Source organism: Nocardiopsis ansamitocini (assembly GCF_030268225.1).
Lineage (GTDB): Bacteria > Actinomycetota > Actinomycetes > Streptosporangiales > Streptosporangiaceae > Nocardiopsis_D > Nocardiopsis_D ansamitocini.
The window spans coordinates 383,154-406,526 of sequence record NZ_BSQG01000003.1 but is presented as its reverse complement, the minus strand read 5'-3'; the positions used below and the strand labels follow the sequence as shown (position 1 = coordinate 406,526).

Below are 23,373 nucleotides of genomic sequence, written 5' to 3'. Positions count from 1 at the left end.
CCGTGCGAGAACGCACGGTCCGGTGAAGGGCGACCCGCACCCTAGGGAAGCGCCCTAGCGCATCCTTGGAGCGAACCGGGCCGGTACAGACGTGAAGTTACACACATAACCGCCCAAGAGCCATATCTTCGGCCAAGAAGTTTCAATCTTTGTCCAGTCGGCTAACAAAGTCACGGACAGTTAAATCCGACAATCAGCAACAAAAGCTGATGGTGCCGCGAACCGAGAAACGCAAAGCATGGCGCCCCTACCAGCAGAAATACATGGAGACCGCCGCCGTGACGCGCGAGCTGGAGGACGCCCCAGCCTGCACAGACAGGTTTCCAGGACGCGACAACCAGGTGACTTAGCCATATCGGATGACAAAGCAGGAAAACATTGTGTTTCCTAACTCTTGACCGTCGGTAGTTACCAGGTTTAACTTTCGAGACATCCGACGCACATCCGTGACTGAGAACACACGCCATTCGGCCTGCGTGTCGCGAGGAGGACGCCTTGTCCGCCCCCACCCCCGAGCACGAGCAGCAGCCCTCCTCGACGGAGGACGTCAGCACCAGACCCCCAGGTCGTCACCACCCGCAGGAGAGAGTCGGCGCCTGGTTCCTCGGCGCTCGCGGCTCCGTCGCCACCACTGCGGCGGTCGGGGCCCTGGCCCTGGCCGCCGGGCTCGGTGAGCGGACCGGATGCGTCACCGAACTCCCCGGGATCGCCGACGCCGCCCTGCTGCCCACGGGCCCGATCGTCATCGGCGGCCACGACGTCAGCGCCACACCGCTGGCGAAGAAGGCCGAGGCCCTGGCCGCGTCGGGCGTCCTGCCGCCCCACCTGCCCTCGGCGCTGGGCGACGGACTGGCCGAGATCGAAGCACGGCTGCGACCCGGCACCGGCCCGGGCGAGTCCCAGCGCGCGGCCACCGACCGGCTCAGTGCCGACATCCGCGCCTTCCGCGACGACAACGCCCTGGACCGTGTGATCGTCGTCGATCTGACCAGTACCGAGCCGCCTGTGGGAGCTGAACCGGCCCTTGCGGACCTGGAGTCCCTCGAACGAGCGCTGGACTCCGGCGAGACACCCCTGCCTCTCAGCTCCCTCTATGCCTATGCCGCGCTGCGCGCCGGCTGCCCCCTGGTGGCTTTCACCCCCAGCCCCTCCGTACGCCCCGCTGCCCTGGTCGAACTCGCCGCGCGCGAGGGCCTGCCCTGGGCCGGGAGCGACGCCAAGACCGGAGAAACCCTGGTCAAGACCGCCCTTGCGCCGATGTTCGCCACTCGGGCGCTCCAGGTCCGCTCCTGGGCCTCGTACAACCTGCTGGGCGGCGGCGACGGCGCGACCCTGGCCTCCCCGGAGAACGCCGCCAGCAAGATCACCACGAAGGCACGCGGGCTGGAGTCGATCCTCGGCCACCCCGTGGACGGCCCCCTGCACATCGACTACACCCCCGACCTCGGTGACTGGAAGACCGCCTGGGACCACATCTCCTTCGAGGGGTTCCTCGGGGTGCGAATGTCCTTGCAGTTCACCTGGGCCGGTTGCGACTCCGCGCTCGCCGCACCCCTGGTGCTGGACCTGGTGCGCCTGATGGCACGCGCCCATGCCATGGGCGAGACCGGCCCGGTGGGCGCCATGGGGTTCTTCTTCAAGGACCCCGCCGGCAGCGACGAGCACCGCCTCTCGGCGCAGTGGCAGGCGCTCGCCGACTGGTGCGCCCGCCCGGCTCCGGAGGGACAGGCGTGAGGCTGCGCGACGCCGCCGAACTGGTCCGGCTGCCCGCGGCGCTGACCGTGCCCGGCGACACGCTCGCGGGAGCCGCGGCCAGCGGGTGGCCCAACGGCCGCCGCACGTGGGCCCTACCGGTGGCCTCCACCCTGCTGTACTGGGCCGGCATGGCCCTCAACGACTACGCGGACCGCACGATCGACGCCGTGGAGCGCCCTGAGCGTCCGATCCCTTCCGGCCGGGTCAGTCCCGGAGGTGCGCTCGCGCTGGCCACCGGCCTCACCGCGGCCGGTGTCGGCGCCGCAACCTGGGGCGGTGGGCGGCGCGCGCTCACGGTGGCGCTGCCACTGGCCGCCACCATCTGGTGCTACGACCTGGCGGGACGCCGCGGCCCCGTGGGCCCGGCCCTGATGGCGGGTGCACGTGGACTGGACGTACTGATGGGCGCCGGGGGACGCTCGACGGCCGCGGTCCCTGCACTGGCGATGGCCGTGCACACGGCCGGGGTGACGGCACTGAGCCGCGGAGAGGTCAACGGTGCTGCACCCGCCGACGCCGGGCTCGCCCTGTCGGCCACGCTCACCGGGGCCGCCCTGGCCTGTGTGCCCGCTCCCGGCGGGAGATCCGCAACCGCTCCGGCATTCGCCGCACTGTTCGCCTCGACCGTGGGCGCCGCCCAGACCGAGGCGCTGCGCAGTCCCGATGCGGCGACGGTACGCAGCGCCACCGGCGCGGGCATCCGGGGGATGATCCCGTTGCAGGCCGCACTGCTGGCCCGGTCGGGCCATGTCGGCGCGGCGGCCGCGCTGCTGTGTGCCGGGCCGATCGCCCGGGCCGCCTCGAAGGTGGTGTCGCCGACATGAGCCTGCGTCTGGGATACGGAACCAACGGTTTCGGCGACCACCGGCTCGACGACGCCCTCGCCGTGATCGCCGGGCTGGGCTACGACGGGGTCGCCCTGACCCTGGATCATCCCCATCTCGACCCCTTCGCCCCCGACCTCGCGGCACGAACCGCAGCGGTGGCCCGGCGTGTGGAGTCACTGGGACTGGCGGTCATGGTGGAGACGGGAGCCCGTTACCTCTTGGATCCATGGCGCAAGCACGAGCCGACCCTGGTCTCCGAGCAGGGCAGGGAGCGTCGGGTGGATCTGCTGTGCCGAGCCGTCCGGGTGGCCGCGGACCTGGACGCCGAGGCCGTCTCCTTCTGGTCGGGCGTCCTCCCCCCGGGGACCGACGACCGCACCGGGTGGGAGCGGCTGGTGACCGGGATCGCCCCGGTCCTGGCCGAGGCCGAACGGCGCGGGGTGCGCCTGGCCTTCGAACCCGAACCGGGCATGTTCGTGGACACCCTCGACGGTGTCCTGGAACTGCGCGCGCGCCTGGACGACCCCGACGTCCTCGGCGTCACCCTGGATGTGGGGCACTGCGTGTGCAACGAGCCCCGGGGCCCCGTCGAGACGGTGCACGCGGCAGCGCCCCTGCTCACCAATGTCCAACTCGACGACATGCGTCCCGAGGTGCACGAGCACTTGGAGTTCGGAACGGGCGACCTCGACCTCCCCGCCGTCCTCGGCGCCCTGGTCGAAGCCGGGTACACCGGTCTGGCGTCGGTGGAACTCCCCCGGCACGGTCACGGGGCTCCTGCCGTGGCCGCCCGGTCCATGGCGGCGCTGCGTCACGCGCTCGCCGAGGTCGGCGTCGGGACGAACGCGTGAACGCCCGGAGCGGAGACGATCCGCTGGCCGGATTCGACGACGCATCGCGGGCCCGGCTGCACGGCCTGGTCGCCGAGATCACCGAGCGGCCGGCGGCCGTCGCCGTACGCTTCCCGGCCGCGGCGCGGCTGGTGGCCGGCGCCCGGACCGATCCCGCCGACCCGGCCGGGCTTCTGGGCCCCACGCCCGCCGACCGTGCGCGCGGCGCACTGCTGCGGGCCCTGCGCGATGCCCCGACCCTTGCGGGGCGACCCGAGCGCGTAGCCGCGGAGGTGGCCGACCTCTACCGGTTCGGCGACTCCGACGAGAAGCGTGCCGTCCTGCGCGGGCTGGAGGGCCCCGACGGGGTGCGGATCGGTCCGGCCACCGCGGAACTGGTGGCCGATGCGCTGCGCACCAACGACCCGCGCCTGGTGGCGGCGGCCATGGGCCCCTGCGGATACCACCACCTCAATGACGCCGACTGGCGCCACGGCGTGCTCAAGTGCCTGTTCATCGGGGTCCCGCTGGCTGCGGTGCACGGGCTGCGGACGCGGTGCGACGCCGAGCTGACCAGGATGGCCGGCGGCTTCGTCGCCGAGCGGGTCGCCGCCGGACGCACCGTCCCCGACGCCACCTGGCTGCTGGTGGGCGACCATCCGCCCACTTTGGAGGCGCTGGCGACCGAGGCCCGCTCCCCGCACCCCGACCGCCGCGCCGCCGCCGGACTCGCCCTCGCCCAGCACCGGGCCCTCCAGCACCACCCCGAGGAGACGGAATGCGCATCTTCGACCCGCACATCCACATGACCTCGCGGACCACCGACGACTACGAGGCGATGTACGCCGCCGGAGTCCGGGCCCTCGTCGAACCGGCGTTCTGGTTGGGGCAACCGCGCACCAACGTGGGGTCCTTCACCGACTACTTCGACGGACTGATCGGCTGGGAGCGGTTCCGGGCCGCCCAGTTCGGCATCCGCCACCACTGCACCATCGCACTGAACCCCAAGGAGGCCAACGACCCCCGCTGCGCGGAGGTCCTGGACGTGCTGCCTCGCTATCTCGCCAAGGACGGGGTAGTGGCCGTGGGCGAAGTCGGGTTCGACTCGATGACGGCCGCCGAGGAGAAGGCGTTCGCCCGCCAGTTGGAGATGGCGGTGGAGCACGAACTCCCCGTCATGGTGCACACCCCGCACCGGGACAAGGCCGCCGGGACCCGCCGCACCCTGGACCTCGTCGCGGCCTCGGGTCTGCCCCCGGAACGCGTGGTGGTGGACCATCTCAACGAGACCACGCTGGACCTGGTGGCGGCCAGCGGATGCTGGATGGGGTTCTCGATCTACCCCGACACCAAGATGGACGAGCACCGGATGGTGCGCATCCTCGCGGAGCGCGGCCTGGACCGGATCATGGTCAACTCGGCTGCCGACTGGGGGCGCAGCGACCCGTTGAAGACCGCCGCCACGGGGAGGGCCATGCTCGCCCACGGCTTCTCCGAGGACGACGTGGACCGGGTGCTGTGGCGCAATCCTGTGGAGTTCTACGCCCAGAGCGGGCGGCTGCTGGTGGACGATATCACCGGCGACTCCTCGGCCACCTTCGCCGACAACTCGGTGCTGCGCGGCGGACGGGAGGGCTGAGACGGTGCGGATGCGCCACCCCGACGGCACCCCGGTGCACGTCGCCTACTGCACCAACGTGCACCCGGCCGAAGACCTCGACGGCGTGCTCGACCAACTACGACGCTACGGCGGCCCGGTACGCGCCGCTCTGGGAACCCGACGGGTGGGTCTGGGCCTGTGGCTGCCCGCGCGGTTGGCCCGCCGCCTGGCCGGGTCCCCCGAAGAGACCGACCGGCTGCGCACCGGCCTGGCCCGGCACGGGCTGGAGGTGGTGACGCTCAACGCCTTCCCCTACGCGGGCTTCCACGCCCCCGTGGTGAAAGGGCAGGTCTACCACCCCGACTGGACCCAAGACGAACGGCTGGACTACACACTGGACTGCGCACGGGTCCTGGCCCGGCTGCTGCCCGACGACGCCCGGCGCGGCAGCATCTCGACGCTGCCGCTGGCCTGGCGCACCCCCTGGGACACCGGACGGGAACGTCTCGCCCTGAACAACCTGGACCGGCTCTCCGCCGGTCTGCGCGCCCTGACCGCGGAAACCGGCCGCCCCGTGCGCGTGGGCCTGGAACCCGAACCGGGATGCGTGGTGGAGACCACCGAACAGGCCGCGCGCGTTTTGGCGGGGGCCGATCGCGAGCACATCGGGGTCTGCCTGGACACCTGCCACCTCGCGGTCGCCTTCGAGGATCCGGAGAAGGCGCTGGCCCGGTTGGCCGGGGCCGGACTGGCCGTGGTCAAGGTCCAGGCGTCGGCGGCGGTCCAGGCATCGCACCCGGGCGAGGCCGAGGTGCGCGCCGCGCTGGGCTCCTTCGCCGAGGACCGGTTCCTGCACCAGGTGCGCGAGGCCGCCCCCGAAGGGGTGCGCGCCCGCGACGACCTGCCGGCCGCGCTCGACGGGGCCGCCCGGCTGCCCGGCGCCGGACCGTGGCGGGTGCACTTCCACGTCCCGTTGCACCAGGGTCCGCTCGCCCCGCTCGAGGGCACCCAGGATCACCTGTCGCACACCCTCACCGCGCTGTTCGGCGGTGGCGCTCCCGTCACCGACCACCTGGAGGTCGAGACCTACACCTGGTCGGTGCTGCCCGAGGGCAGCCGCCCAGAGGGGGACAAGGGCCTGGTCGAGGGCCTGGCCGCGGAGCTGGCATGGGTGCACCGACGGCTCACCCGCATCGGACTGGAGGACGCATGAGCCGCCTGCTCGTCATCGACGTCGTGGGACTCACCCCCGCCCTGCTGCAACACGCACCGCGACTGCGCGCGCTGGCCGAGCAGGGGTGGCAGGCCCCGCTGGAGACCGTGCTGCCCGCGGTGACCTGCTCCGTGCAGTCGACCTTCCTGACCGGGGAGACGCCCCGCGGCCACGGCATCGTGGGCAACGGATGGTATTTCCGTGATCTGGGCGAGGTCCACCTGTGGCGCCAGCACAACCGGCTCGTGGGCGGCGAGAAGGTGTGGGAGACCGCCCGGAGGCACCGACCGGACTTTCGCACCGCGAACGTGTGCTGGTGGTATGCGATGGGTGCGACCACCGACTGGACGGTGACACCGCGGCCGGTCTACCACGCGGACGGACGCAAGTCCCCCGACTGCTACGCACGCCCGCCCGAGCTGCACGACGAACTGACCGAGGCGTTCGGGCCGTTCCCACTGTTTCAGTACTGGGGCCCGACCGCCTCCCTGCGCTCGACCGAATGGATCGTGGCGGCGAGCCGGCGGCTGCTGCCGCGCGCCGACCTCACCCTGTGTTACGTGCCGCACCTGGACTACGACCTCCAACGGTTCGGCCCCGACTCCCCCGAGGCCGTGGCCGCGGTACGCGCCGTGGACACGGCTCTCGCGCCGTTGCTGGACGACGCACGGGAACTGGGCGCGTCGGTGATCGCGCTGAGCGAGTACGGGATCGGTCCAGCCTCCCGGCCGGTGCACGTGAACCGGGCACTGCGCGAGGCCGGACTGCTGGAGGTGTACGTCCAGGAGGGTATGGAGTATCTCGACCCGTGGACCTCGCGCGCCTTCGCCGTGGCCGATCACCAGGTTGCGCACGTCTACGTGGCGGACCCTGCGGACCGCGCGGCGGTGGCCGAACTGTGCGCGGGGCTGACGGGGGTGGAGCTGGTCCTGGACCGCGAGGGCCAGGCCGAGCACGGGCTGGACCACGAGCGGTCGGGTGAACTGGTGCTGGTCGCCGAGCCCGAGGCGTGGTTCACCTATTACTACTGGAACGACGACACCCGCGCACCGGACTTCGCGCGCGGCGTGGAGATCCACCGCAAACCCGGCTACGACCCGGCCGAGCTGTTCCTCGACCCGGCCGATCCCACCGCGAAGCTGCGCGCGGGGTTGGGGCTGGTCCGCAAGAAGCTGGGGCTGCGCTACGCGATGAACGTGGTTCCGATGGAGGCGCACTGGGTGCGCGGTACGCACGGGCGCACCGGCGGCGACCCCGCGCACGGTCCGGTACTGCTGTGCAGCGATCCCGGCTCCGCCCGGGACCGGATCGCGGCCACCGAGGTCCGCGACCTGATGCTCGACCTCGCCGGGATTCCCGCCGCGGCCCGTACCTGATCGGCACCGCGCCCCGTGCCCTCGACCGGCTGTGGGCGCGGGGGTCGGGCACGACCGACGGCGACGGAGCCGCTCAGGGGCGGGCCGCCTGGCGGGGCGCGGTCCGTTCGTCCTGCCAGGCAACACGGGGCGCGGCTTTCCCGACCGTCAACGCCCCGGCGGTCGGTGGTGAAGCCGCTCGACGGCCGCGCACCCCCCTGACCTGTACCACTGCGGGCCGACCGCCCCGGGCCTGTGGGCTCCCCCGGGCGCCCACCCGCGAGCACCCCGTACCCGGTGCCTGCTGCGGCGGGCCGGCGCTCCTCGGGGACGCCCGGCACCCCCGGCCCCGATCGGTCACCGCGACCGAGAACCCTTGCGGATAAAGCGTTCCGGCATCTTGTCCAATTGATGCGCAAGCAGTACTTTCCAGCCATGAGCGACCGGGCGAGCGACGCCCCCACCGATGACCCCGCGCGTCCGTCCGCGCCCCGTGCGCGTTTTGCGCCGACCGGAGGCTGGCGGCTGCGGGCCTTTCTCGCCGTCCTGATCGCGCTGCCCGCCGCACTGCTCGCGCCGCCGCTGCTGTGGATGGCCCGGACAGTGCTGGTGACGGGCGGCCCGCTGCCCAGCGGCCCCCTGCTGCCCGCCGCACTCGCCATCTGGTCGCTGCTGCTGTGCGTGCCGATCGGCTGCGGAGTGCTGTTCGCGGTGATCACCAGGACCGTGCACCCCCGGTGGCTCTACGCGGTCTGCGCCCTGGTGCTGCTCGGCGGGGCCGTGCTGCTGGCGGTGGGCGAGTGGACCACCGTCATCAGGTTCCTGCGCTGACCCGGTCCCCGGTTCGGTTCTCCCGGGGGAGGACCGAACCGGGGACGGCGCTAACGGACGTGGCCCTCGCCGGTCACTACGTACTTGGTGGAGGTCATCTCCGGCAGGCCCATCGGGCCACGGGCGTGCAGCTTCTGGGTGGAGATGCCGATCTCGGCGCCGAAGCCGAACTCGCCGCCGTCGGTGAAGCGGGTGGAGGCGTTGACCATGACCGCGGCGGAGTCCACCCGGGCCACGAAGCGGCGCGCCGCGGTCTGGGAGTCGGTGACGATGGCCTCGGTGTGCGCGGAGGAGTAGGTGCGGATGTGCACCACGGCCTCGTCCAGGGAGTCCACGACCCGGGCGGCGATGTCGTGGGACAGGTACTCGGTGCCCCAGTCGTCCTCGGTTGCCGCCACGACGGAGTCGTCGTAGGAGCGCACCCGGTCGTCACCGTGCACGGTCACTCCGGCGTCGCGCAGCGCGGCCAGCGCCTTGGGCAGGAAGGCCTCGGCGATCCCCGCGTGCACGAGCAGCGTTTCGGCGGAGTTGCACACCGAGACCCGGTGCGTCTTGCTGTTCAGCGTGATGGCCAGCGCGCGCTCGACGTCGGCGGCCTCGTCGATGTAGACGTGGCAGTTGCCGCTGCCGGTCTCGATGACGGGCACGGTGGACTCGTTGACGACCGTCTGGATCAGCGCGGCCCCGCCGCGCGGGATCAGCACGTCCACCAGGCCGCGCGCCCGCATGAGGTGCTTGACCGAGTCGCGGCTGAGGCCGGGGACCAGCTGGACGGCGTCCACGGGGACCTCGGTGCCGGCCAGCGCGCCCCGGATGACGTCGATGATGACCGTGTTGGAGGAGTAGGCCGAGGAGGAACCGCGCAGCAGGGCGGCGTTTCCGCTCTTCAGGCACAGTGCGGCGGCGTCCACCGTGACGTTGGGCCGGCCCTCGTAGATGATGCCGATGACCCCGAGCGGGACCCGCACCTGACGCATCTCCAGACCGTTGGGCAGCGTCTGGCCGCGCACGACCTCCCCGACCGGGTCGGGCAGCTCCACGACCTCGCGCACGGCGCCGGCGATGGCGCCGATGCGCTCGGCGGTCAGGGTCAGCCGGTCGATCATGGCCTCGCCGGTGCCGTTCTCGCGGGCCTTGGCGACGTCCTCGCTGTTGGCCGCGACGATTTCCTCGGCGCGTGCCACGAGCGCGTCGGCGACGGCGAGGAGTGCAGCGTCCTTGGCGGCCCGGCTGAGCGGGGCGAGGTCGGCAGCGGCATCCCGGGCGCGCTCGGCGACCTCGCGGACGTCCCGCTCGATGTCAGTCATGGTGTGTCTCCGCTTTCCGCTGTCCGGGTGGTGGTCCCGACGTTATCGGGGTCGCCGCCGACCGGGAAGGACTTTTGTGGTCGGCGGCGACGGTGCTCAGCCGTCGAACGCACCGAGGTGCAGGCCCCGGGTGAACGCGGTCCATTCTGCCGCGCCGAAGGCCAGGTGCCCCAGCCCGGGGTGTTTGGAGTCACGGACCGCCGCCCCGGCGGGGAGGTCGGCGACCTCGACGCAGTTTTCGCCCCCTGACGAGTAGGACGATTTGCGAAAGACCGGGGTGATCGGAGCGACCTCCACACAGTTGTCCTGGCCCGTGGAATAAGAAGATTTACGGAACTCAAGCATCATGGGCGGGCACGCCTCTCGTGTTCGGCGGCGATGGAGTCGATGAGCGCCAGGGACCGCTCCGGCTCCAACGCCAGGTTCTGTACGCCGTCGAAGATCAGCGTATGCCGGTCGAAATAGACGGAGTCTTCTACGTAGAGTGCCTCCAGCCCAGTGGGAATGGAGACAATTCCGGGCTCAGGACGCGGGAAGTCGAACAGGGTGAACGCGCCGTCCATGGCGGTGTGCGCACCCGCCTCGTCCGGCACCACCAACACCGTCACCTTGTAGTGCGCGGCCATCCCGGTCAGGAAGCGCAGCTGCTCGGCCATCACCGCGTGCGATCCCACCACCTTGCGCAGAGCCGCCTCGTCGATGACCGCCGTCAGGTGCGGACCACTGGGCGCGTCCAGCACGCTACGGCGCAGCATCCGGGACTCGACCTTGCGCGCGATCTTGTCAGCGGGCACAATCTGGCTCGCTTTGGAGACAGCACAGGCGTAACCCGGTGTCTGAAGCAAACCGGGCACCAGTACCGACTCGTAGGTGCGAATCCGGACCGCCTCCGCTTCGAGTTCCGGCAATGAACCAGGGAAAAGATCCTGGTACTGATGCCAATCGCTGCGCCCACGGGCCTCTTCGGTCAGACTGAGCAGATGCGCGCGCTCCTCACCGAGGACGCCATAGAGATCCAGTAACGCTGTGACGTCCTTTGCCCCAGGCCGTTTCCACTCGTTGCGTTCGATCCGCGTGACCTTGCCGGTGGACCAGCCGAGCTGGTCGGCCACATCCGGCGAGGAGAGCTTGAGGTCCAGCCGAAGTCGCCTCAGAGCCGCCGACAGTCGGCGCCGTCGCACTCCTGGGGCCTGGCCGGTAGTCACGATGTTCCTCCTTGATGGGTGCCTCGATCGTAGTCCGCGACATCCAACAAAATAACTTTGACATATCAAAGAAAATTTCTTGAATCTTGACATGCTTAAGTTAATATTGGAGCCAGTCGAGCACCCACCGTGGTGCCCTCTCCTCACGACAAGGAGTCGCCTCCGTGCCCTCCATCAAATCCACCGACGTGTCGACCACGATCGTCCAGCTCATCAAGGGCGGCGAGCCCGACGACGCCGGCGTCTCCCTCGCCGGGATGGTCTCGCCGCTCACCCCGACACTGGGCCTCAGACAGTGCGCGTGCTGCTGCGTCCCCATGCCCTACGACCTCTGGGAGACGCTGGACCGGCACGACCTCTACTCCCGCGACACCGACCTGTGGATCCGCACGATCCTGCCCGGTGACACCGCCCCCCTGCCGAAGGGCGCGGTCATCCTCCAATCCCGGACGGTGTCCTGCTCCGTGTCCTGACCCCGCCACACGCTCGGGCGGCCCCACCGGTCCTGGCTCCCGGCAGGGCCGCCCAACCGCGTGGAAGCCGCTCCCCGACCGAGGCGGACAGGGCAAGGAATTTGACGATGTACCCACTTAGAGTTGCCCTATGACGCGCCGCAGACTAGAAGCAATCACGATCGAGGGGTTCACCTCGCTTCGCTCGTCGACCGTGGAACTCCGGGACCTCAACGTCCTCGTGGGCGCCAACGGCGCGGGCAAGAGCAATTTCGTCTCGGCCCTGGCCATGCTCGGCAGGATCGTGGACGGTGAATTGAACCTGTTCGTCGGGACAGCGGGCGGTGCGGGAGTTCTCCTCCACAACGGCGCGAAGGGGTCGACGCGGATCAGCCTCCGCTTGGATTTCGCACCGAACGGCTACGAAGCCGATCTCGTCCCCTCCGTCGGCGACGAACTCATCTTCGGACGAGAAACCGTCCTGTTTCAGGGCGAAGGGTACGAGCAACCGTTCGTTCTCTCCTTGGGGGCGGGCCACCGGGAGACACGACTCACCGAAGAGGTCAAACAGCAACGCGCGATCGCCGGTCATGTGACACGGGTGCTGCACGGCTGCCGTGTTTTCCACTTCCATGACACGAGCGCCAACGCACCTGTGAAACAGAGCGGTTACGCGGCGGACAACCTCACGCTCCACCCCGACGCCCGCAACCTCGCAGCCGTCCTTCTCCGGCTCCGGAACTCCTCCTCCCCCGTCTACCAGCGGATCGTGCGCGACGTGCAGAAGGTGGCTCCTTTTTTCCGGGACTTCGTGCTCGTCGAACAGCACGAGCGACTGCAACTGCGCTGGAAACAGGAAGGGTCCGACACCGTCTTCCCCGCGAACGCCCTGTCCGACGGCACACTGCGTTTCGTTTGTCTCGCCACACTGCTCAACCTGCCGGACCTTCCCGGACTCGTCGTCCTGGACGAGCCGGAACTCGGCCTGCACCCCTACGCCATCGTCCAACTCGCCGACATGCTGCGTGCGGCCAGCCAGGACAGCCAGGTGGTCGTCGCCACCCAGTCGGTGACCTTGATGGACCAGTTCGCGTTGGACGACCTCATCGTGGTGGAACGCCAGGACGGGGCCTCGACCTTCGGCCGCCCGAACCCGGAGCGCCTCCAGGACTGGTTGGACGAGTACTCACTCGGCGAACTGTGGCAGAAGAACCTCCTCGGCGGACGCCCGATCCCCGAGGGCGGGTGACCCGTGCGCAAACTCCACATCCTGTGCGAGGGCCAGACCGAGGAGACGATCGTCCGTGAGACGATCGCACCGTATTTCGATTCCCCCGGCCAGTGCCATACGGCGTTCTCCATCCTCAACACCAAACGGCCTGCGAGCGGAAGCACCTTCCGGGGAGGCATGTCCAAATGGAGCAAGGTCCAGCACGAGATTCGCCTGCTGCTAAGGGATTCCTCGACCACTGTGCTGACGACTCTCTTCGACTACTACGGCCTTCCCGGCGATGTTCCCGGCATGGAAGATCGGCCCGACGGGACGCCCTACGAACGGGTCTCCCATGTGGAACGGGCAATGGCCGAAGCCGTAGGCGACCCCCGTTTCATCCCGCACCTCGTTCTGCACGAGATCGAGACCTGGGTACTGGCCTGCCACGAGGCACTGGAAATCGTCACCGATAATCCACAATTATCCGGATCGGTCAAAAACCTGCTGGAGAATGTGGACAGCCCCGAACTCGTCAACGACGGAGCGGCGACAGCTCCCTCGAAACGCCTGGCGAAACTCTACCCCCGCTACAAAAAAACCTCTGACGGTCCAGATTCGATCTCCCTGACCGGCCTTGACCAGATCAGGGGCAGGTGCCCACATGCGAACTCATGGTTCGACTCCGTTGCCGACAGGCTGAAGAACTGAGCCGGTCCTGTCGACAGGCCAACTACCGCCGACGACCGCGTCGAGATCTTCCACGGCGTGCCCGTACTGCCCTTTGCCGGAGGTGCGCGTGTCTCGAGTCGCTGACGACCTGCCGCGCCCCGGCTTCCGCACGCGGGACGAGGGCAGGTGCGTCCGCCACCTCGCCGCGCGCGAATCAAACCACCGTATCGGTCCGTCTTCTCCGACGGCCACGGTCGCGGACCGCGAGTGGTCCGCCTCCCACCGCGATGTCCCGACCCCTTCCGCACACCATTGAACGGACTCTGTCCGCTTCCGCATCCGAATCCCCAATCCACCGATCAAGCAGGGAGATAATTCGTCCTTTTCTTGTGACCGAAAAAGCGCGACAGAAATCCTCCACCAACCGGCCCCACGCAATGTAATACGCTCTCGTTACGGAAAAGAGAATAAAACGGCGCGCACTTGGGAGCGGCTATGGCGAAAGGCAGAGGCGGAAACTCCGACTGGCAGCGACAACAGCAGGCAGCAGCACAGGCACGCCAGCGGCAGGCTGCCGCGCAGGCCCGGCAGAAGCAGCGCAAGGAAACCGACCGCAAAAAAGCCGTCGACAAAAAGGAGAAGCGCCGCCGCTACCTCGAATACCGCCAGGCCGAGGTCGAGCTGAAGAACCACAAGATCCGCATGGCCGTCGAGGGCCTTGAGAAGATCCTGAGCTCGGGGGTGGAGCGTTCCGCACGGGTCGACCTCAGTACGCCGCCGCAACAACAGGAGTCCGCTCCACCCGCTTTGGACGACGACCTCACCACACCCGTCCCCACTCCGCAATGGGAGGACTTCGCCCCCGATGCTCCCGGCGCACTGTCCCGCATCTTCGGCGGAGGAGGACGTCAGGCCCAACGCCTCGCCGAGGCGAAAACGGCCTATGAGAAAGCCGCCCGCGAAGCAAGCGAACAGGAGTCCGCACGCCTGCGAAAGGTCGCGGCGGCGAACCGGCACCATGCGCGGGCCCGCGAGGACGCGGAGGCCAGGAGCCGCGAACACAGCGCGGCCGTCAAACGCCACATCGCCGGATACGAGCTACGGGAAAAGGCGAGCGTCGAGTTCTATCTGAAAAAGGTGCTGGAGAACGTCCCGCTTCCCGGCGATTTCCCCAGGGAGGCCGAGGTCGTGTTCACCCCCGGTACGGCAAGGGCAACGGTTCGCTTCACGATCCCGCCGCGCACGGTGGTCCCGGACGTCTTCTACCACCGCTACTACCCGACGAAGGACGAGGACCACCCTGTTGCCCGCGAGGAACAGGAGATCGACACCCTCTACCGCAGCGTCGTCAGCCAGGTGGCCCTGTTGTGCGTCCGCGACCTCTTCGACGCCGACCCCCCGCTCGCCTCGGTGGAGTTCAGCGGGCACGTCCGGACCTCCGCAACCGGATATCCGAAGGTGATCGGCCTGGACGTCGACCGAACGGCCTTTCCCGGAGACGGCGAGCTCGCTCGGGCGGACCCGAGCGCATGCGCCGGTGCGCTCAACGCCGTCATCGCCGCCCCTCGATGAGGGCATGAGCATTCGGGGGGAGGTACTGCGCGACGGTCCCAACCGCGGCGGGGCGACGGGGCGGTCGACGATCGCTTCCCGCCCGTTCGGCGTTCCCGGGTGCTGGGGCCGCCCGCCTCTGTTCGGACGGGCGGCCCTTCTCGATCAGCTCACTCAGCAGGTCTCGTAGTGGTAGCCCGAGCGGCCGGCGGGAACCAGGTTCCGGTCGCGCAGAATCAGGCTCTCAGGGCTGTCCGAGGCGGCGCAGACCTGCGCGAAGGGGACCCGGTCCTGGGCGTCGGTGTACTCGACGGCCAGCACGTGCTCTCCGTAGACGTCGACGTAGTCTCCGCATTCGTTCCACTGCGCGCACGTCTCCGCGATTGCGAAGTCGAAGCCGACCTCGTCGCGGCCGCGCTCCTCCAGCTCCACGGTGTTCTTCTGCGCGATGGCCATGCCGGCACTGTGGGCCATGTCGGCGTAGAACGTGGACATGGCGATGTTGTGGTCCATGGTCAGCAGTTCGTCGAACCGGTAGAAGGTGTCGAGGTTGTCGATCTCCACCGCGTCGAAGCCCTTGTCCGCGCAGGCCGTGATGGAGTCCTGCATGATCGCGGCGATGCGTTCGCGCTTGTCGGCCGTAGAGGTGTCCAGGATGAACTCGCTGGGCCAGCTGGGGTCGATGACCGGCTGGCCGCCCTCGCGCAGGATGAGGTCGGCCCGCTCCCCCAGCCAGAGGTCGCGGTCGCCCGGCTGGGTCTGGAAGCCATTGACGTAGCAGACCGAGTACAGGCCGGCGGCCGGCTGAGCCGTGCTGTCGCGGACAACGATCTCGGTGCCTTCCGGCGGGGTGTACGCACCGCCGAGCTGGTAGTCGAACTGGGCACCGGCCGGAGGAAGCTCAACGGCGGCGGCCTGGGCACCGGTGGAGGCGGTGTCGTCCGTGGCGCTGACGGGCGCGATGTCCTCGGCGGAGGAGCACCCGGAGAGAACGAGGACGGCGCCCAGCGCTGCGGCGCCGAGGAGACCGGCCGCGGAGCGCGGGGACGACACGGGGATGCTGGAGACAGCGGGGTACATGAAACTCCAACGTTGAGGGAACCCCGGCGGAATTATCCCGTAGGGGGTGGGGCAATGCGTAGAATATCGGGCTCCAGATAGATAAGTTGCACAATCGGTACCGCAGCCCGGATTCGTCCCTCGACACGGTTGATCGCCCGCACCAGGTCAACAGTATTTTCGGTCGGGTCGATCGCGATTTTTGCCGCAACAAGAATTTCTTCCGGCCCCAGGTGCAGGGTCCGCATGTGGATGACGGTCTCGCCGTCGTCCCCGGCCTCGATGGCCGCACGGATCAGCCGTACGTGCTCGGCCGTCGCCGACTCCCCGATCAGCAGACTCTTCATCTCCATCGCCAAAACGACAGCGATGGTCACCAGCAGCAGACCGATAGCCGCAGTCCCCAGACCGTCCCAGACGCCGTTGCCGGTGATCAGGGTGAGGCCCACGCCGATCAGCGCGAAGACCAATCCCAGCAGCGCCCCGGTGTCCTCCAGGAGGATCACCGGCAGTTCGGGGGACTTGGACCGGCGCACGAACTGCACCCAATTGGCCTTACCCCGCACCCGGTTGGACTCCTTGACCGCGGTGCGCAGCGCCGTGGCCTCCATCGCCATGGCCGCCAGGAGCACCACGATCGGCACCCACCGCCAACTGTCGATCGGGTGGGGGTCGCTGAGTTTGTGCCACGCCTCGTACAACGCGAAGAGACCGCCGAGGCTGAACAAGACGATGGAGACGACGAAGGCGTAGACATAGCGCTCACGGCCGAACCCGAACGGGTGCTCCGGTGTGGCCTCCCGCTTCGCGCGCTTGCCGCCCACCAGCAGCAGGACCTGGTTCCCGGAGTCCGCGACGGAGTGGATGGACTCCGCGAGCATCGACGAGGATCCGGTCAACGCCCAGGCGACGAACTTCGTCGCGGCAATCCCCAGGTTCGCGCCGAGCGCAGTGATGACGGCTTTGGTGCTTCCTTCGGCAGACACGGCGAACGACTCCTCAGCGAAGTGGGTCGGGCGCCATGAGCCTAAGCCCGGGTGAGTCGCCGCGCACCGATCCGCGCCGGAATTCTTCGCGGCCTCGCCGGACCGTTCGCTAGAGCACTACCAGGTCGTCGCGGTGCACGATCTCGCGTTTGTACTCCGATCCGAGCTCACGGGCGAGCCAGCGGGTGGAGCGGCCCATGAGTTCGGGGATTTCGGCGGCATCGTAGTTGACCAGGCCGCGCGCCACCGCGCTGCCGGTCTCGTCGAGCAGGTCCACCGGGTCGCCGGCCACGAAGTCGCCCTCCACCCGCACCACTCCGGCCGGAAGCAACGAGGCGTTGCGCCCCACCACGGCGCGCACCGCCCCCGGGTCCAGGACGACGCTGCCGCGCCCGGCGGTGGCGTGCGCCAGCCAGAGTTGGCGGGTGGAGGGGCGCCGGTGCCGAGCCGGAGCGAAGAACGTGCCGACCGGACTACCGGTCAGCGCCGCGTGCGCGTTGGCAGCTGACGTGAGAACGGTGCAGACCCCGGCAGCGGTGGCGATACGGGCGGAGTCGACCTTGGTCACCATCCCGCCGGTCCCCACACCGCGCTTGCCCGCGCTGCCTACGTCCACCCCCTCAAGGTCAGCGGGGCCGTCGACCCGGGCGATGCGTTTCGTACCGGGCAGACCGGGGTTCCCGTCGTAAAGGGCGTCCACGTCCGAGAGCAGCACGAGGGCGTCTGCGCGCAGCAGATGCGCCACGAGTGCGGCGAGGCGGTCGTTGTCTCCGAACCGAATCTCGTGGGTGGCCACGGTGTCGTTCTCATTGACGATGGGGACGGCACCGATTTCCAGCAACCGGATCAGGGTGCGTTGAGCGTTGCGGTACTGCACGCGCCGCATCATGTCCTCCACCGTCAGCAGGACCTGGGCGGCAGTGAGGCCGTGCCGGGCGAACTCGGCGGCATAGCGGGCCAGGAGCAGCCCCTGGCCCACACTGGCCGCGGCCTGCTGGGTGGCGAGGTCTCTGGGGCGGCGCGTCAGCCCCAGAGGAGTCATCCCGGCCGCGACCGCGCCCGAGGACACCAGGACGATCTCGACCCCGGCCGAACGGCGCTGTGCCAGCACATCGGCCAACTGCGCAACACGGTCGTGGTCGATGGTGCCCTCAGCCGTGGTCAACGACGACGACCCCACCTTGACCACGACCCGTCGGGCCCGGGTCATGGCCGAACACGCCTGGCCAAGGTCCTCGGCGCTCATGTCACGTGTCCTTTCGGGGGATCGTCGTCGCGGGGTCAGGCCAATCGGGCGTCGGTACCGCGCGGACCGGGAACGATCTCGTCGGCGTCGATGGTCGGGTCCCAGTCGAAGACCACGGCGTCGTCGGTGTCACCGATCTGCACCTCGGCCCCCTCGGTCGCACCGGCCTTGGCCAGCGCTGCCTCGATGCCGAGGCGGTTGAGGCGGTCGGCGAGGTAGCCCACGGCTTCCTCGTTGGTGAAGTCGGTCTGGCGCACCCAGCGGGTCGGTTTGTCACCGATGACACGGAAGGTGTTCTCCCCGGCCTTGACGACCTGGAACCCGACCTCGCCGATCTCACGGGGTCGCAGCACCAGTCGGGTGGGCTCCTCCACAGGCTTGGCTTCTCGCGCCGTGGCCACCTGGGCGGCAAGCGCGAAGGACAGCTCGCGCAAGCCCTCACGAGAGGCAGCCGAGACATGGATCACCTGGTAGCCGCGCTCCTGGAGCATGGGAGTGACCATGTCGGCGAGCTCGCGTCCGTCGGGAACATCCACCTTGTTCAGGGCGACGATGCGCGGACGGTCGGAGAGGTCGACCTCGGTCTGCGCGGCGTAAGCGGCGAGTTCCGCCTCCAGGACCTCGAGGTCGCTCACCGGATCGCGGCCCGGCTCGAAGGTCGCGCAGTCGAGCACGTGCAGAAGAGTGGAGCAGCGCTCGATGTGGCGCAGGAACGCCAGCCCCAGGCCCTTGCCCTCGCTTGCCCCGGGGATCAGACCGGGCACGTCCGCGACCACGTACTGGGTCTCACCCGCCTCGACCACGCCGAGGTTGGGGATCAACGTGGTGAAGGGGTAGTCGGCGATCTTGGGGCGGGCAGCAGACAGCGCCGCGATCAGCGACGACTTTCCAGCGCTGGGGAAACCCACCAGACCGACGTCGGCGATGGTCTTGATCTCCAGGCGGATCTCCAGCTCGTCGCCGGCCTCGCCCTTCAGTGCGAAACCGGGCGCCTTGCGCTTGGTGGACGCCAACGCGGCGTTGCCGAGGCCGCCGTGGCCGCCGGTCGCGATCACCAACTGGGTGCCCTCGCCCACGAGGTCGGCGATGACCTCGCCGTCCGAACCGGTCACCACGGTGCCGTCGGGGACGGTGAGAATCAGGTCCTCCCCCTGGGCGCCGGAACGGTGGCCGCCCTGCCCGGGCGTACCGTTGCGGGCCTTGCGGTGCGGGCGGCGCTGGTAGTCCAGGAGCGTCGCGGTGTTGCGGTCGACCTGGAGGATCACGTCACCGCCGCGACCGCCGTTACCGCCGTCCGGGCCGCCGAGCGGCTTGAACTTCTCTCTGTGGATGGAGGCACAGCCGTGCCCGCCGTCCCCGGCCTTGATCTGCAAGACCGCTTCGTCGACGAAATCGGGCATGTGTCTCTCCCCTGGGTACTGCTCGATACTGCTTGCAGAACGCACGCGAGGCGGGCCAGTAAGGACACTGGCCCGCCTCGCGCGTTGGTACTTGCGTCGTCTGTCCTGCCGGGCCTTATTCGGCGGCGGCCGGGACGGGGACGATGCTGACGGCCTTACGGCCGCGACGGTTACCGAACTCGACCTTGCCCGCGACCAGGGCGAACAGGGTGTCGTCGCCACCACGGCCGACGTTGTCGCCCGGGTGGAAGTGGGTACCGCGCTGGCGGACGAGAATCTCGCCGGCGTTGACGGCCTGGCCGCCGAAGCGCTTGACGCCGAGTCGCTGGGCGTTGGAGTCGCGCCCGTTACGGCTGGACGATGCGCCCTTCTTGTGTGCCATTTCGAGCTCCTCCTGCTACTTCGCGGCGATACCGGTGACGCGGACCCGGGTGTACTTCTGGCGGTGACCCAGGCGCTTCTTGTAACCGGTCTTGTTCTTGTACTTCAGGATGTTGATCTTGGGGCCCTTGGCCTCGCCGATCACCTCGGCGGTGACCAGGTAACCACCCAGCTCGGCGGCCTCGCTGATGACATTGCCGTCGTTGACGACAAGCAGCGGCTCCCACTTGAGGGTGGCGCCGACCTCGTCGGCTACCAAGTCGATGTTCAAGACGTCATCGACGGAAACCTTCTCCTGTCGGCCGCCCGCTCGCACGATCGCGTACACCGGGAAACTCACTTCCTGCTCGCTTCAGAAAAAATGCGCTCAAAATCGACCGCAGTCATCAACCCGCTCCCCCTCGGTCACGAGGGCGGTGAGGGAATCGAAAGTAGGTCTCGGGCGCGCGAACATGTGGGGCGCGCCGACGCACCGGACCTTAGATTACCATCCGCCCGTTGAGGGTGAGCACGTTGCACAACGCGACCGACCGGGCCCGGAGGACCCGGTCGGTCGCGGATCTATCCTGCCTCGACGCTCGCGGCCTCTGGTGCAGCGGTGGCCTTGCGACGGGAGCGACGACGGCGCGGACGCTCGGCGTCACCGTCGCTCGGAGTCCCATCGGTTGCGCTCGCGTCGGCCTCGGCCGGCTCGGCCTGAGGCTCCGGGGCCGACTGCGCCTCCTGGACCGCCTCGTCGGGCTCGGGCGGCGGCCCTGCGGCACGCTTGGCCCGCCGCGGTGCACGACGGGTCACCTTGGGCTCGGGCTGAGCCTGGGCGGGCTCGGACTCGGCGGCCGGGGCCGGTTCGACGACCGGGTCAGGGGTCTTTGCCTTCTCCGCCTTCTCCGCCTTCTCCGGCTTGTCCTGCTTCTCCGCCTTTTCGGGCTTGTCCTGTTTGGCGGGGTCGGGCTTGTCGGCGCCGCCCTTGTTCTTCTTCTTGCGGCCACCGTTGCCGTTGCTGCTGCCACCACCGTTTCCGTTGCCGGCGCCGTTACCGTTGGCGGGCTTGGTCTCGATGGGCTCGGTGTGCAGAATCAACCCGCGGCCGTTGCAGTGGTCGCAGGAGTGCGAGAACGCCTCCAGCAGCCCTTGACCGACCCTCTTCCGGGTCATCTGGACCAGGCCGAGGGACGTGACTTCGGCCACCTGGTGCTTGGTCCGGTCCCGGGACAGGCACTCCAGCATGCGCCGCAGCACCAGGTCGCGGTTGCTCTCCAGCACCATGTCGATGAAGTCGATGACGATGATGCCGCCGATGTCGCGCAACCGCAGCTGCCGCACGATCTCTTCGGCGGCCTCAAGGTTGTTCTTGGTGACGGTCTCTTCGAGGTTGCCGCCCTGACCGGTGAACTTGCCGGTGTTGACGTCGACCACCGTCATGGCCTCGGTGCGGTCGATCACCAATGAACCGCCGCTGGGCAGCCAGACCTTGCGGTCCAGGGCCTTGGCGATCTGCTCGTCGATCCGGTACGCCTCGAAGACGTCGCGCTCGCCGGTCCAGTGCGACAGTCGCTCCGCCAGATGCGGAGCGACGTGGTCCACGTAATCGTGCACGGTCTCCCAGGCATCGTCACCGGAGACGGCGAGGCTGGAGAAGTCCTCGTTGAAGACGTCGCGGACCACGCGGACGGTGAGGTCGGGCTCGCTGTTGAGCAGGGCCGGGGCCGTCGCCGACTTGGACTTGCGCTTGATCGACTCCCACTGCTTGGCGAGGCGGGAGATGTCGCGCTCCAGCTCCTCCTCGCTGGCGCCCTCTGCCGCGGTGCGCACGATCACGCCGGCTCCGGCGGGCATGACCTTCTTCAGGATCTGCTTGAGCCGGGCGCGCTCCTTGTCGGGGAGCTTGCGGCTGATGCCGGTCATGGAGCCGTCGGGCACGTAGACCAGGTAGCGGCCGGGAAGGCTGATCTGGCTCGTGAGCCGGGCTCCCTTGTGGCCGAGCGGGTCCTTGGTGACCTGGACGAGGACCGACTGGCCCGACTTGAGCGCGGCCTCGATGCGGCGCGGCTGCCCCTCCAGACCGGAGGCGTCCCAGTTCACCTCGCCGGCGTAGAGGACTGCGTTGCGCCCCTTGCCGATGTCGACGAAGGCCGCTTCCATCGAGGGCAGGACGTTCTGCACCCGGCCCAGGTAGACGTTGCCGACGTAGGACTTGTGGTCGGCGCGGTCGACATAGTGCTCGACCAGGACGTCGTCCTCGAGCACTGCGATCTGGGTGCGCTCGCCGGTGCGGCGCACGACCAGGTCACGCTTGACCGCCTCTCGGCGGGCGAGGAACTCGGACTCGGTGATGATCGGCGGGCGACGGCGTCCCTGCTCGCGCCCTTCGCGCCGACGCTGGCGCTTGGCCTCCAGTCGGGTGGAGCCGCGGACCGCCTGAACCTCGTCCTCGATGGGGCGCTCGGCGCGGGCCGGACGCGGCGAACGCACACGCACGACGGTGTTGGGCGGGTCGTCGGACTCGTCGGGTGCCTCCCCCTCGGCGTCACCACCGGAACGACGCCTGCGGCGGCGGCGACGGCGGCTGCCCGAGGAGGCGGACTCGTCGTCGCGGTCGGAGTCCTCGGCCGAGGCGCTCTCGTCCGTGTCGTCGCCCTGTTCCTGCTCGGGCTGAGGGGTCGACGCGTCCGTGCGCGTTTCGGCCGGCTCGGTGTCGTCGTCGGTGTTCTCCTCCCCCGGACGCGACTTTCCGCGGCCGCGACCACCGCGCCGGCGTCGGCGCCGCGAGGGACGGTCCTCGTCGTCGGTGTCATCGGCCTCGGGGTCCTCGGACTCCTCTGGCTCGGACACGGCAGGCGCGACAGCGGCCTCGGTGCGCACGACCGCCTTCTCAACGGGGGGGGTGAACGCGACCGGCGGCTGGAACAGCACCATCGGCGGCTGGAACGTGACGGTTGCGGCCGACGACTGGCCGGGGCGTTCCTCGGCCTGGGCCGGTTCCGGCGCAGGCTGGGGTTCCACGGCCTGCTGGGGCTCGACCGGCTCGGTGGTCTCGGCCGCGGGGTCGGGTTCCGCGGCCTTCTTCCGAGTGCGGGTCCTGGTGCTCTTGGTGGTGGTCTTGGGTGCGGCGGCCTTGCGGACACGCTTCTTGGGCGCGGCGGCAGGGGGTTCCTCCGCGGCCTGACCGGAATCGGCAGCCGGCTCGGGCGCGCCTGCCCCGGCCTCAGCGGGAACCGACTCCACGGGAGCGGCGACGACAGGCGCGCGCTCGGGTGCAGGCTCTGGTTCCGGCGGCGGGCCGGCCGGGCGGCTGGCGGTACGCCGTCGGCGCACCGGCTTGGTCACCGCCCCCTCGGACGCGCCGACGCTCGCCGATTCGCGTGGCGCCTTCTCGGCCTCGTTCAGTTCAGTTGTGCCCGCAGTGCCATTGGCACCGCTGCTGGGCTCGTTTTCGAGCATCCGGGCGGTCTCCCGTCAGAGTCCTCAGGCGCGGTCCCGGCGCTGTACGCCT

General features: G+C 69.4%; 22 protein-coding genes. 12 read left to right on the top strand and 10 right to left on the bottom strand.

Going from position 1 to position 23,373, the window contains the following annotated elements; translation table 11 throughout:
• Positions 1–495 precede the first annotated feature (495 nt).
• The 8 genes from QSJ59_RS11525 to QSJ59_RS11490 all read left to right on the top strand — a co-directional run bounded on the left by QSJ59_RS11525 (position 496) and on the right by QSJ59_RS11490 (position 8,411).
• Entirely contained in the window at positions 496–1,734 is a 1,239-nt protein-coding gene (locus QSJ59_RS11525) for an inositol-3-phosphate synthase (protein ID WP_285759317.1), read from the top strand.
• Positions 1,731–2,579: an SCO3242 family prenyltransferase gene (locus tag QSJ59_RS11520; RefSeq protein WP_285759315.1), complete on the top strand. Its 849-nt coding sequence runs from the start codon at positions 1,731–1,733 to the stop codon at positions 2,577–2,579. Before QSJ59_RS11525 ends, QSJ59_RS11520 begins: the two co-directional genes overlap by 4 nt.
• Entirely contained in the window at positions 2,576–3,433 is an 858-nt protein-coding gene (locus QSJ59_RS11515; RefSeq protein WP_285759314.1) for a sugar phosphate isomerase/epimerase family protein, read from the top strand. Before QSJ59_RS11520 ends, QSJ59_RS11515 begins: the two co-directional genes overlap by 4 nt.
• Positions 3,430–4,221: an EboA domain-containing protein gene (locus tag QSJ59_RS11510; RefSeq protein WP_285759312.1), complete on the top strand. Its 792-nt coding sequence runs from the start codon at positions 3,430–3,432 to the stop codon at positions 4,219–4,221. The genes QSJ59_RS11515 and QSJ59_RS11510 overlap by 4 nt, the downstream gene beginning before the upstream one ends.
• Positions 4,191–5,051: a TatD family hydrolase gene (locus tag QSJ59_RS11505; protein WP_285759310.1), complete on the top strand. Its 861-nt coding sequence runs from the start codon at positions 4,191–4,193 to the stop codon at positions 5,049–5,051. Before QSJ59_RS11510 ends, QSJ59_RS11505 begins: the two co-directional genes overlap by 31 nt.
• A 4-nt stretch (positions 5,052–5,055) precedes the next feature.
• Positions 5,056–6,225, top strand: a complete 1,170-nt coding sequence (gene eboE / locus QSJ59_RS11500; RefSeq protein ID WP_285759308.1) for a metabolite traffic protein EboE — start codon at positions 5,056–5,058, stop codon at positions 6,223–6,225.
• Positions 6,222–7,601, top strand: coding sequence for an alkaline phosphatase family protein (locus QSJ59_RS11495; protein WP_285759307.1), 1,380 nt, complete (start codon positions 6,222–6,224; stop codon positions 7,599–7,601). Before eboE ends, QSJ59_RS11495 begins: the two co-directional genes overlap by 4 nt.
• 414 nt (positions 7,602–8,015) lie before the next feature.
• Positions 8,016–8,411 (top strand): hypothetical protein, encoded by a 396-nt coding sequence (locus QSJ59_RS11490; RefSeq protein ID WP_285759305.1) that lies wholly within the window; start codon positions 8,016–8,018, stop codon positions 8,409–8,411.
• 50 nt (positions 8,412–8,461) lie between these two features.
• Here the strand turns inward: QSJ59_RS11490 and QSJ59_RS11485 are convergent, their stop codons facing one another.
• The 3 genes from QSJ59_RS11485 to QSJ59_RS11475 all read right to left on the bottom strand — a co-directional run bounded on the left by QSJ59_RS11485 (position 8,462) and on the right by QSJ59_RS11475 (position 10,923).
• Complete coding sequence (locus tag QSJ59_RS11485; RefSeq protein ID WP_285759304.1) at positions 8,462–9,718, bottom strand: glutamate-5-semialdehyde dehydrogenase; 1,257 nt, start codon at positions 9,716–9,718, stop codon at positions 8,462–8,464.
• Between the two features lie 96 nt (positions 9,719–9,814).
• Positions 9,815–10,066: a DUF397 domain-containing protein gene (locus QSJ59_RS11480; protein ID WP_285759302.1), complete on the bottom strand. Its 252-nt coding sequence runs from the start codon at positions 10,064–10,066 to the stop codon at positions 9,815–9,817.
• Positions 10,063–10,923: a helix-turn-helix domain-containing protein gene (locus QSJ59_RS11475; RefSeq protein ID WP_285759301.1), complete on the bottom strand. Its 861-nt coding sequence runs from the start codon at positions 10,921–10,923 to the stop codon at positions 10,063–10,065. The genes QSJ59_RS11480 and QSJ59_RS11475 overlap by 4 nt, the downstream gene beginning before the upstream one ends.
• A 164-nt stretch (positions 10,924–11,087) precedes the next feature.
• On the opposite strand from QSJ59_RS11475, the gene QSJ59_RS11470 reads away from it, so the two are divergent.
• From QSJ59_RS11470 to QSJ59_RS11455, 4 genes are all read left to right on the top strand, one after another.
• Positions 11,088–11,396, top strand: a complete 309-nt coding sequence (locus QSJ59_RS11470) for a hypothetical protein (protein ID WP_285759300.1) — start codon at positions 11,088–11,090, stop codon at positions 11,394–11,396.
• A 130-nt stretch (positions 11,397–11,526) separates the two neighbouring features.
• Entirely contained in the window at positions 11,527–12,624 is a 1,098-nt protein-coding gene (locus QSJ59_RS11465; protein WP_285759299.1) for an AAA family ATPase, read from the top strand.
• Between the two features lie 3 nt (positions 12,625–12,627).
• Entirely contained in the window at positions 12,628–13,296 is a 669-nt protein-coding gene (locus tag QSJ59_RS11460; RefSeq protein WP_285759297.1) for a DUF4276 family protein, read from the top strand.
• Between the two features lie 456 nt (positions 13,297–13,752).
• The gene (locus QSJ59_RS11455; protein ID WP_285759296.1) at positions 13,753–14,829 is read left to right on the top strand and encodes a hypothetical protein; all 1,077 of its coding nucleotides are present in this window, start codon (positions 13,753–13,755) and stop codon (positions 14,827–14,829) included.
• Positions 14,830–14,982: 153 nt separating this feature from the next.
• Here QSJ59_RS11455 and QSJ59_RS11450 read toward each other — a convergent pair whose 3' ends face one another.
• From QSJ59_RS11450 to QSJ59_RS11420, 7 genes are all read right to left on the bottom strand, one after another.
• On the bottom strand, positions 14,983–15,888 hold the full coding sequence (locus tag QSJ59_RS11450) for an endo alpha-1,4 polygalactosaminidase (protein ID WP_285759294.1): 906 nt from the start codon (positions 15,886–15,888) through the stop codon (positions 14,983–14,985).
• A 32-nt stretch (positions 15,889–15,920) separates the two neighbouring features.
• Positions 15,921–16,853: a cation diffusion facilitator family transporter gene (locus QSJ59_RS11445; RefSeq protein WP_285759292.1), complete on the bottom strand. Its 933-nt coding sequence runs from the start codon at positions 16,851–16,853 to the stop codon at positions 15,921–15,923.
• Positions 16,854–16,962: 109 nt separating this feature from the next.
• Positions 16,963–18,099 (bottom strand): glutamate 5-kinase, encoded by a 1,137-nt coding sequence (gene proB, locus QSJ59_RS11440; protein ID WP_285759291.1) that lies wholly within the window; start codon positions 18,097–18,099, stop codon positions 16,963–16,965.
• Positions 18,100–18,134: 35 nt separating this feature from the next.
• Positions 18,135–19,499 carry a GTPase ObgE gene (gene obgE / locus QSJ59_RS11435; RefSeq protein ID WP_285759289.1) on the bottom strand — a complete coding sequence of 455 codons (1,365 nt, stop codon included), beginning with the start codon at positions 19,497–19,499 and terminating at the stop codon, positions 18,135–18,137.
• Between the two features lie 115 nt (positions 19,500–19,614).
• Complete coding sequence (gene rpmA, locus QSJ59_RS11430; RefSeq protein WP_285759288.1) at positions 19,615–19,881, bottom strand: 50S ribosomal protein L27; 267 nt, start codon at positions 19,879–19,881, stop codon at positions 19,615–19,617.
• A 15-nt stretch (positions 19,882–19,896) separates the two neighbouring features.
• Positions 19,897–20,208, bottom strand: a complete 312-nt coding sequence (gene rplU, locus QSJ59_RS11425) for a 50S ribosomal protein L21 (RefSeq protein WP_285759564.1) — start codon at positions 20,206–20,208, stop codon at positions 19,897–19,899.
• A gap of 233 nt (positions 20,209–20,441) precedes the next feature.
• On the bottom strand, positions 20,442–23,321 hold the full coding sequence (locus QSJ59_RS11420; protein ID WP_285759287.1) for an Rne/Rng family ribonuclease: 2,880 nt from the start codon (positions 23,319–23,321) through the stop codon (positions 20,442–20,444).
• Positions 23,322–23,373 lie beyond the last annotated feature (52 nt).

What these genes read in the sequence shown, in the direction of transcription:
- QSJ59_RS11485 (WP_285759304.1), bottom strand. Translation starts at nt 9,718, where the DNA reads ATGACTGACATCGAGCGGGACGTCCGCGAGGTCGCCGAGCGCGCCCGG.
- QSJ59_RS11465 (WP_285759299.1), top strand. Translation starts at nt 11,527, where the DNA reads ATGACGCGCCGCAGACTAGAAGCAATCACGATCGAGGGGTTCACCTCG.
- QSJ59_RS11480 (WP_285759302.1), bottom strand. Translation starts at nt 10,066, where the DNA reads ATGATGCTTGAGTTCCGTAAATCTTCTTATTCCACGGGCCAGGACAAC.
- QSJ59_RS11495 (WP_285759307.1), top strand. Translation starts at nt 6,222, where the DNA reads ATGAGCCGCCTGCTCGTCATCGACGTCGTGGGACTCACCCCCGCCCTG.
- QSJ59_RS11490 (WP_285759305.1), top strand. Translation starts at nt 8,016, where the DNA reads ATGAGCGACCGGGCGAGCGACGCCCCCACCGATGACCCCGCGCGTCCG.
- rpmA (WP_285759288.1), bottom strand. Translation starts at nt 19,881, where the DNA reads ATGGCACACAAGAAGGGCGCATCGTCCAGCCGTAACGGGCGCGACTCC.
- QSJ59_RS11455 (WP_285759296.1), top strand. Translation starts at nt 13,753, where the DNA reads ATGGCGAAAGGCAGAGGCGGAAACTCCGACTGGCAGCGACAACAGCAG.
- QSJ59_RS11505 (WP_285759310.1), top strand. Translation starts at nt 4,191, where the DNA reads ATGCGCATCTTCGACCCGCACATCCACATGACCTCGCGGACCACCGAC.
- QSJ59_RS11450 (WP_285759294.1), bottom strand. Translation starts at nt 15,888, where the DNA reads ATGTACCCCGCTGTCTCCAGCATCCCCGTGTCGTCCCCGCGCTCCGCG.
- QSJ59_RS11420 (WP_285759287.1), bottom strand. Translation starts at nt 23,321, where the DNA reads ATGCTCGAAAACGAGCCCAGCAGCGGTGCCAATGGCACTGCGGGCACA.
- QSJ59_RS11515 (WP_285759314.1), top strand. Translation starts at nt 2,576, where the DNA reads ATGAGCCTGCGTCTGGGATACGGAACCAACGGTTTCGGCGACCACCGG.
- obgE (WP_285759289.1), bottom strand. Translation starts at nt 19,499, where the DNA reads ATGCCCGATTTCGTCGACGAAGCGGTCTTGCAGATCAAGGCCGGGGAC.
- proB (WP_285759291.1), bottom strand. Translation starts at nt 18,099, where the DNA reads ATGAGCGCCGAGGACCTTGGCCAGGCGTGTTCGGCCATGACCCGGGCC.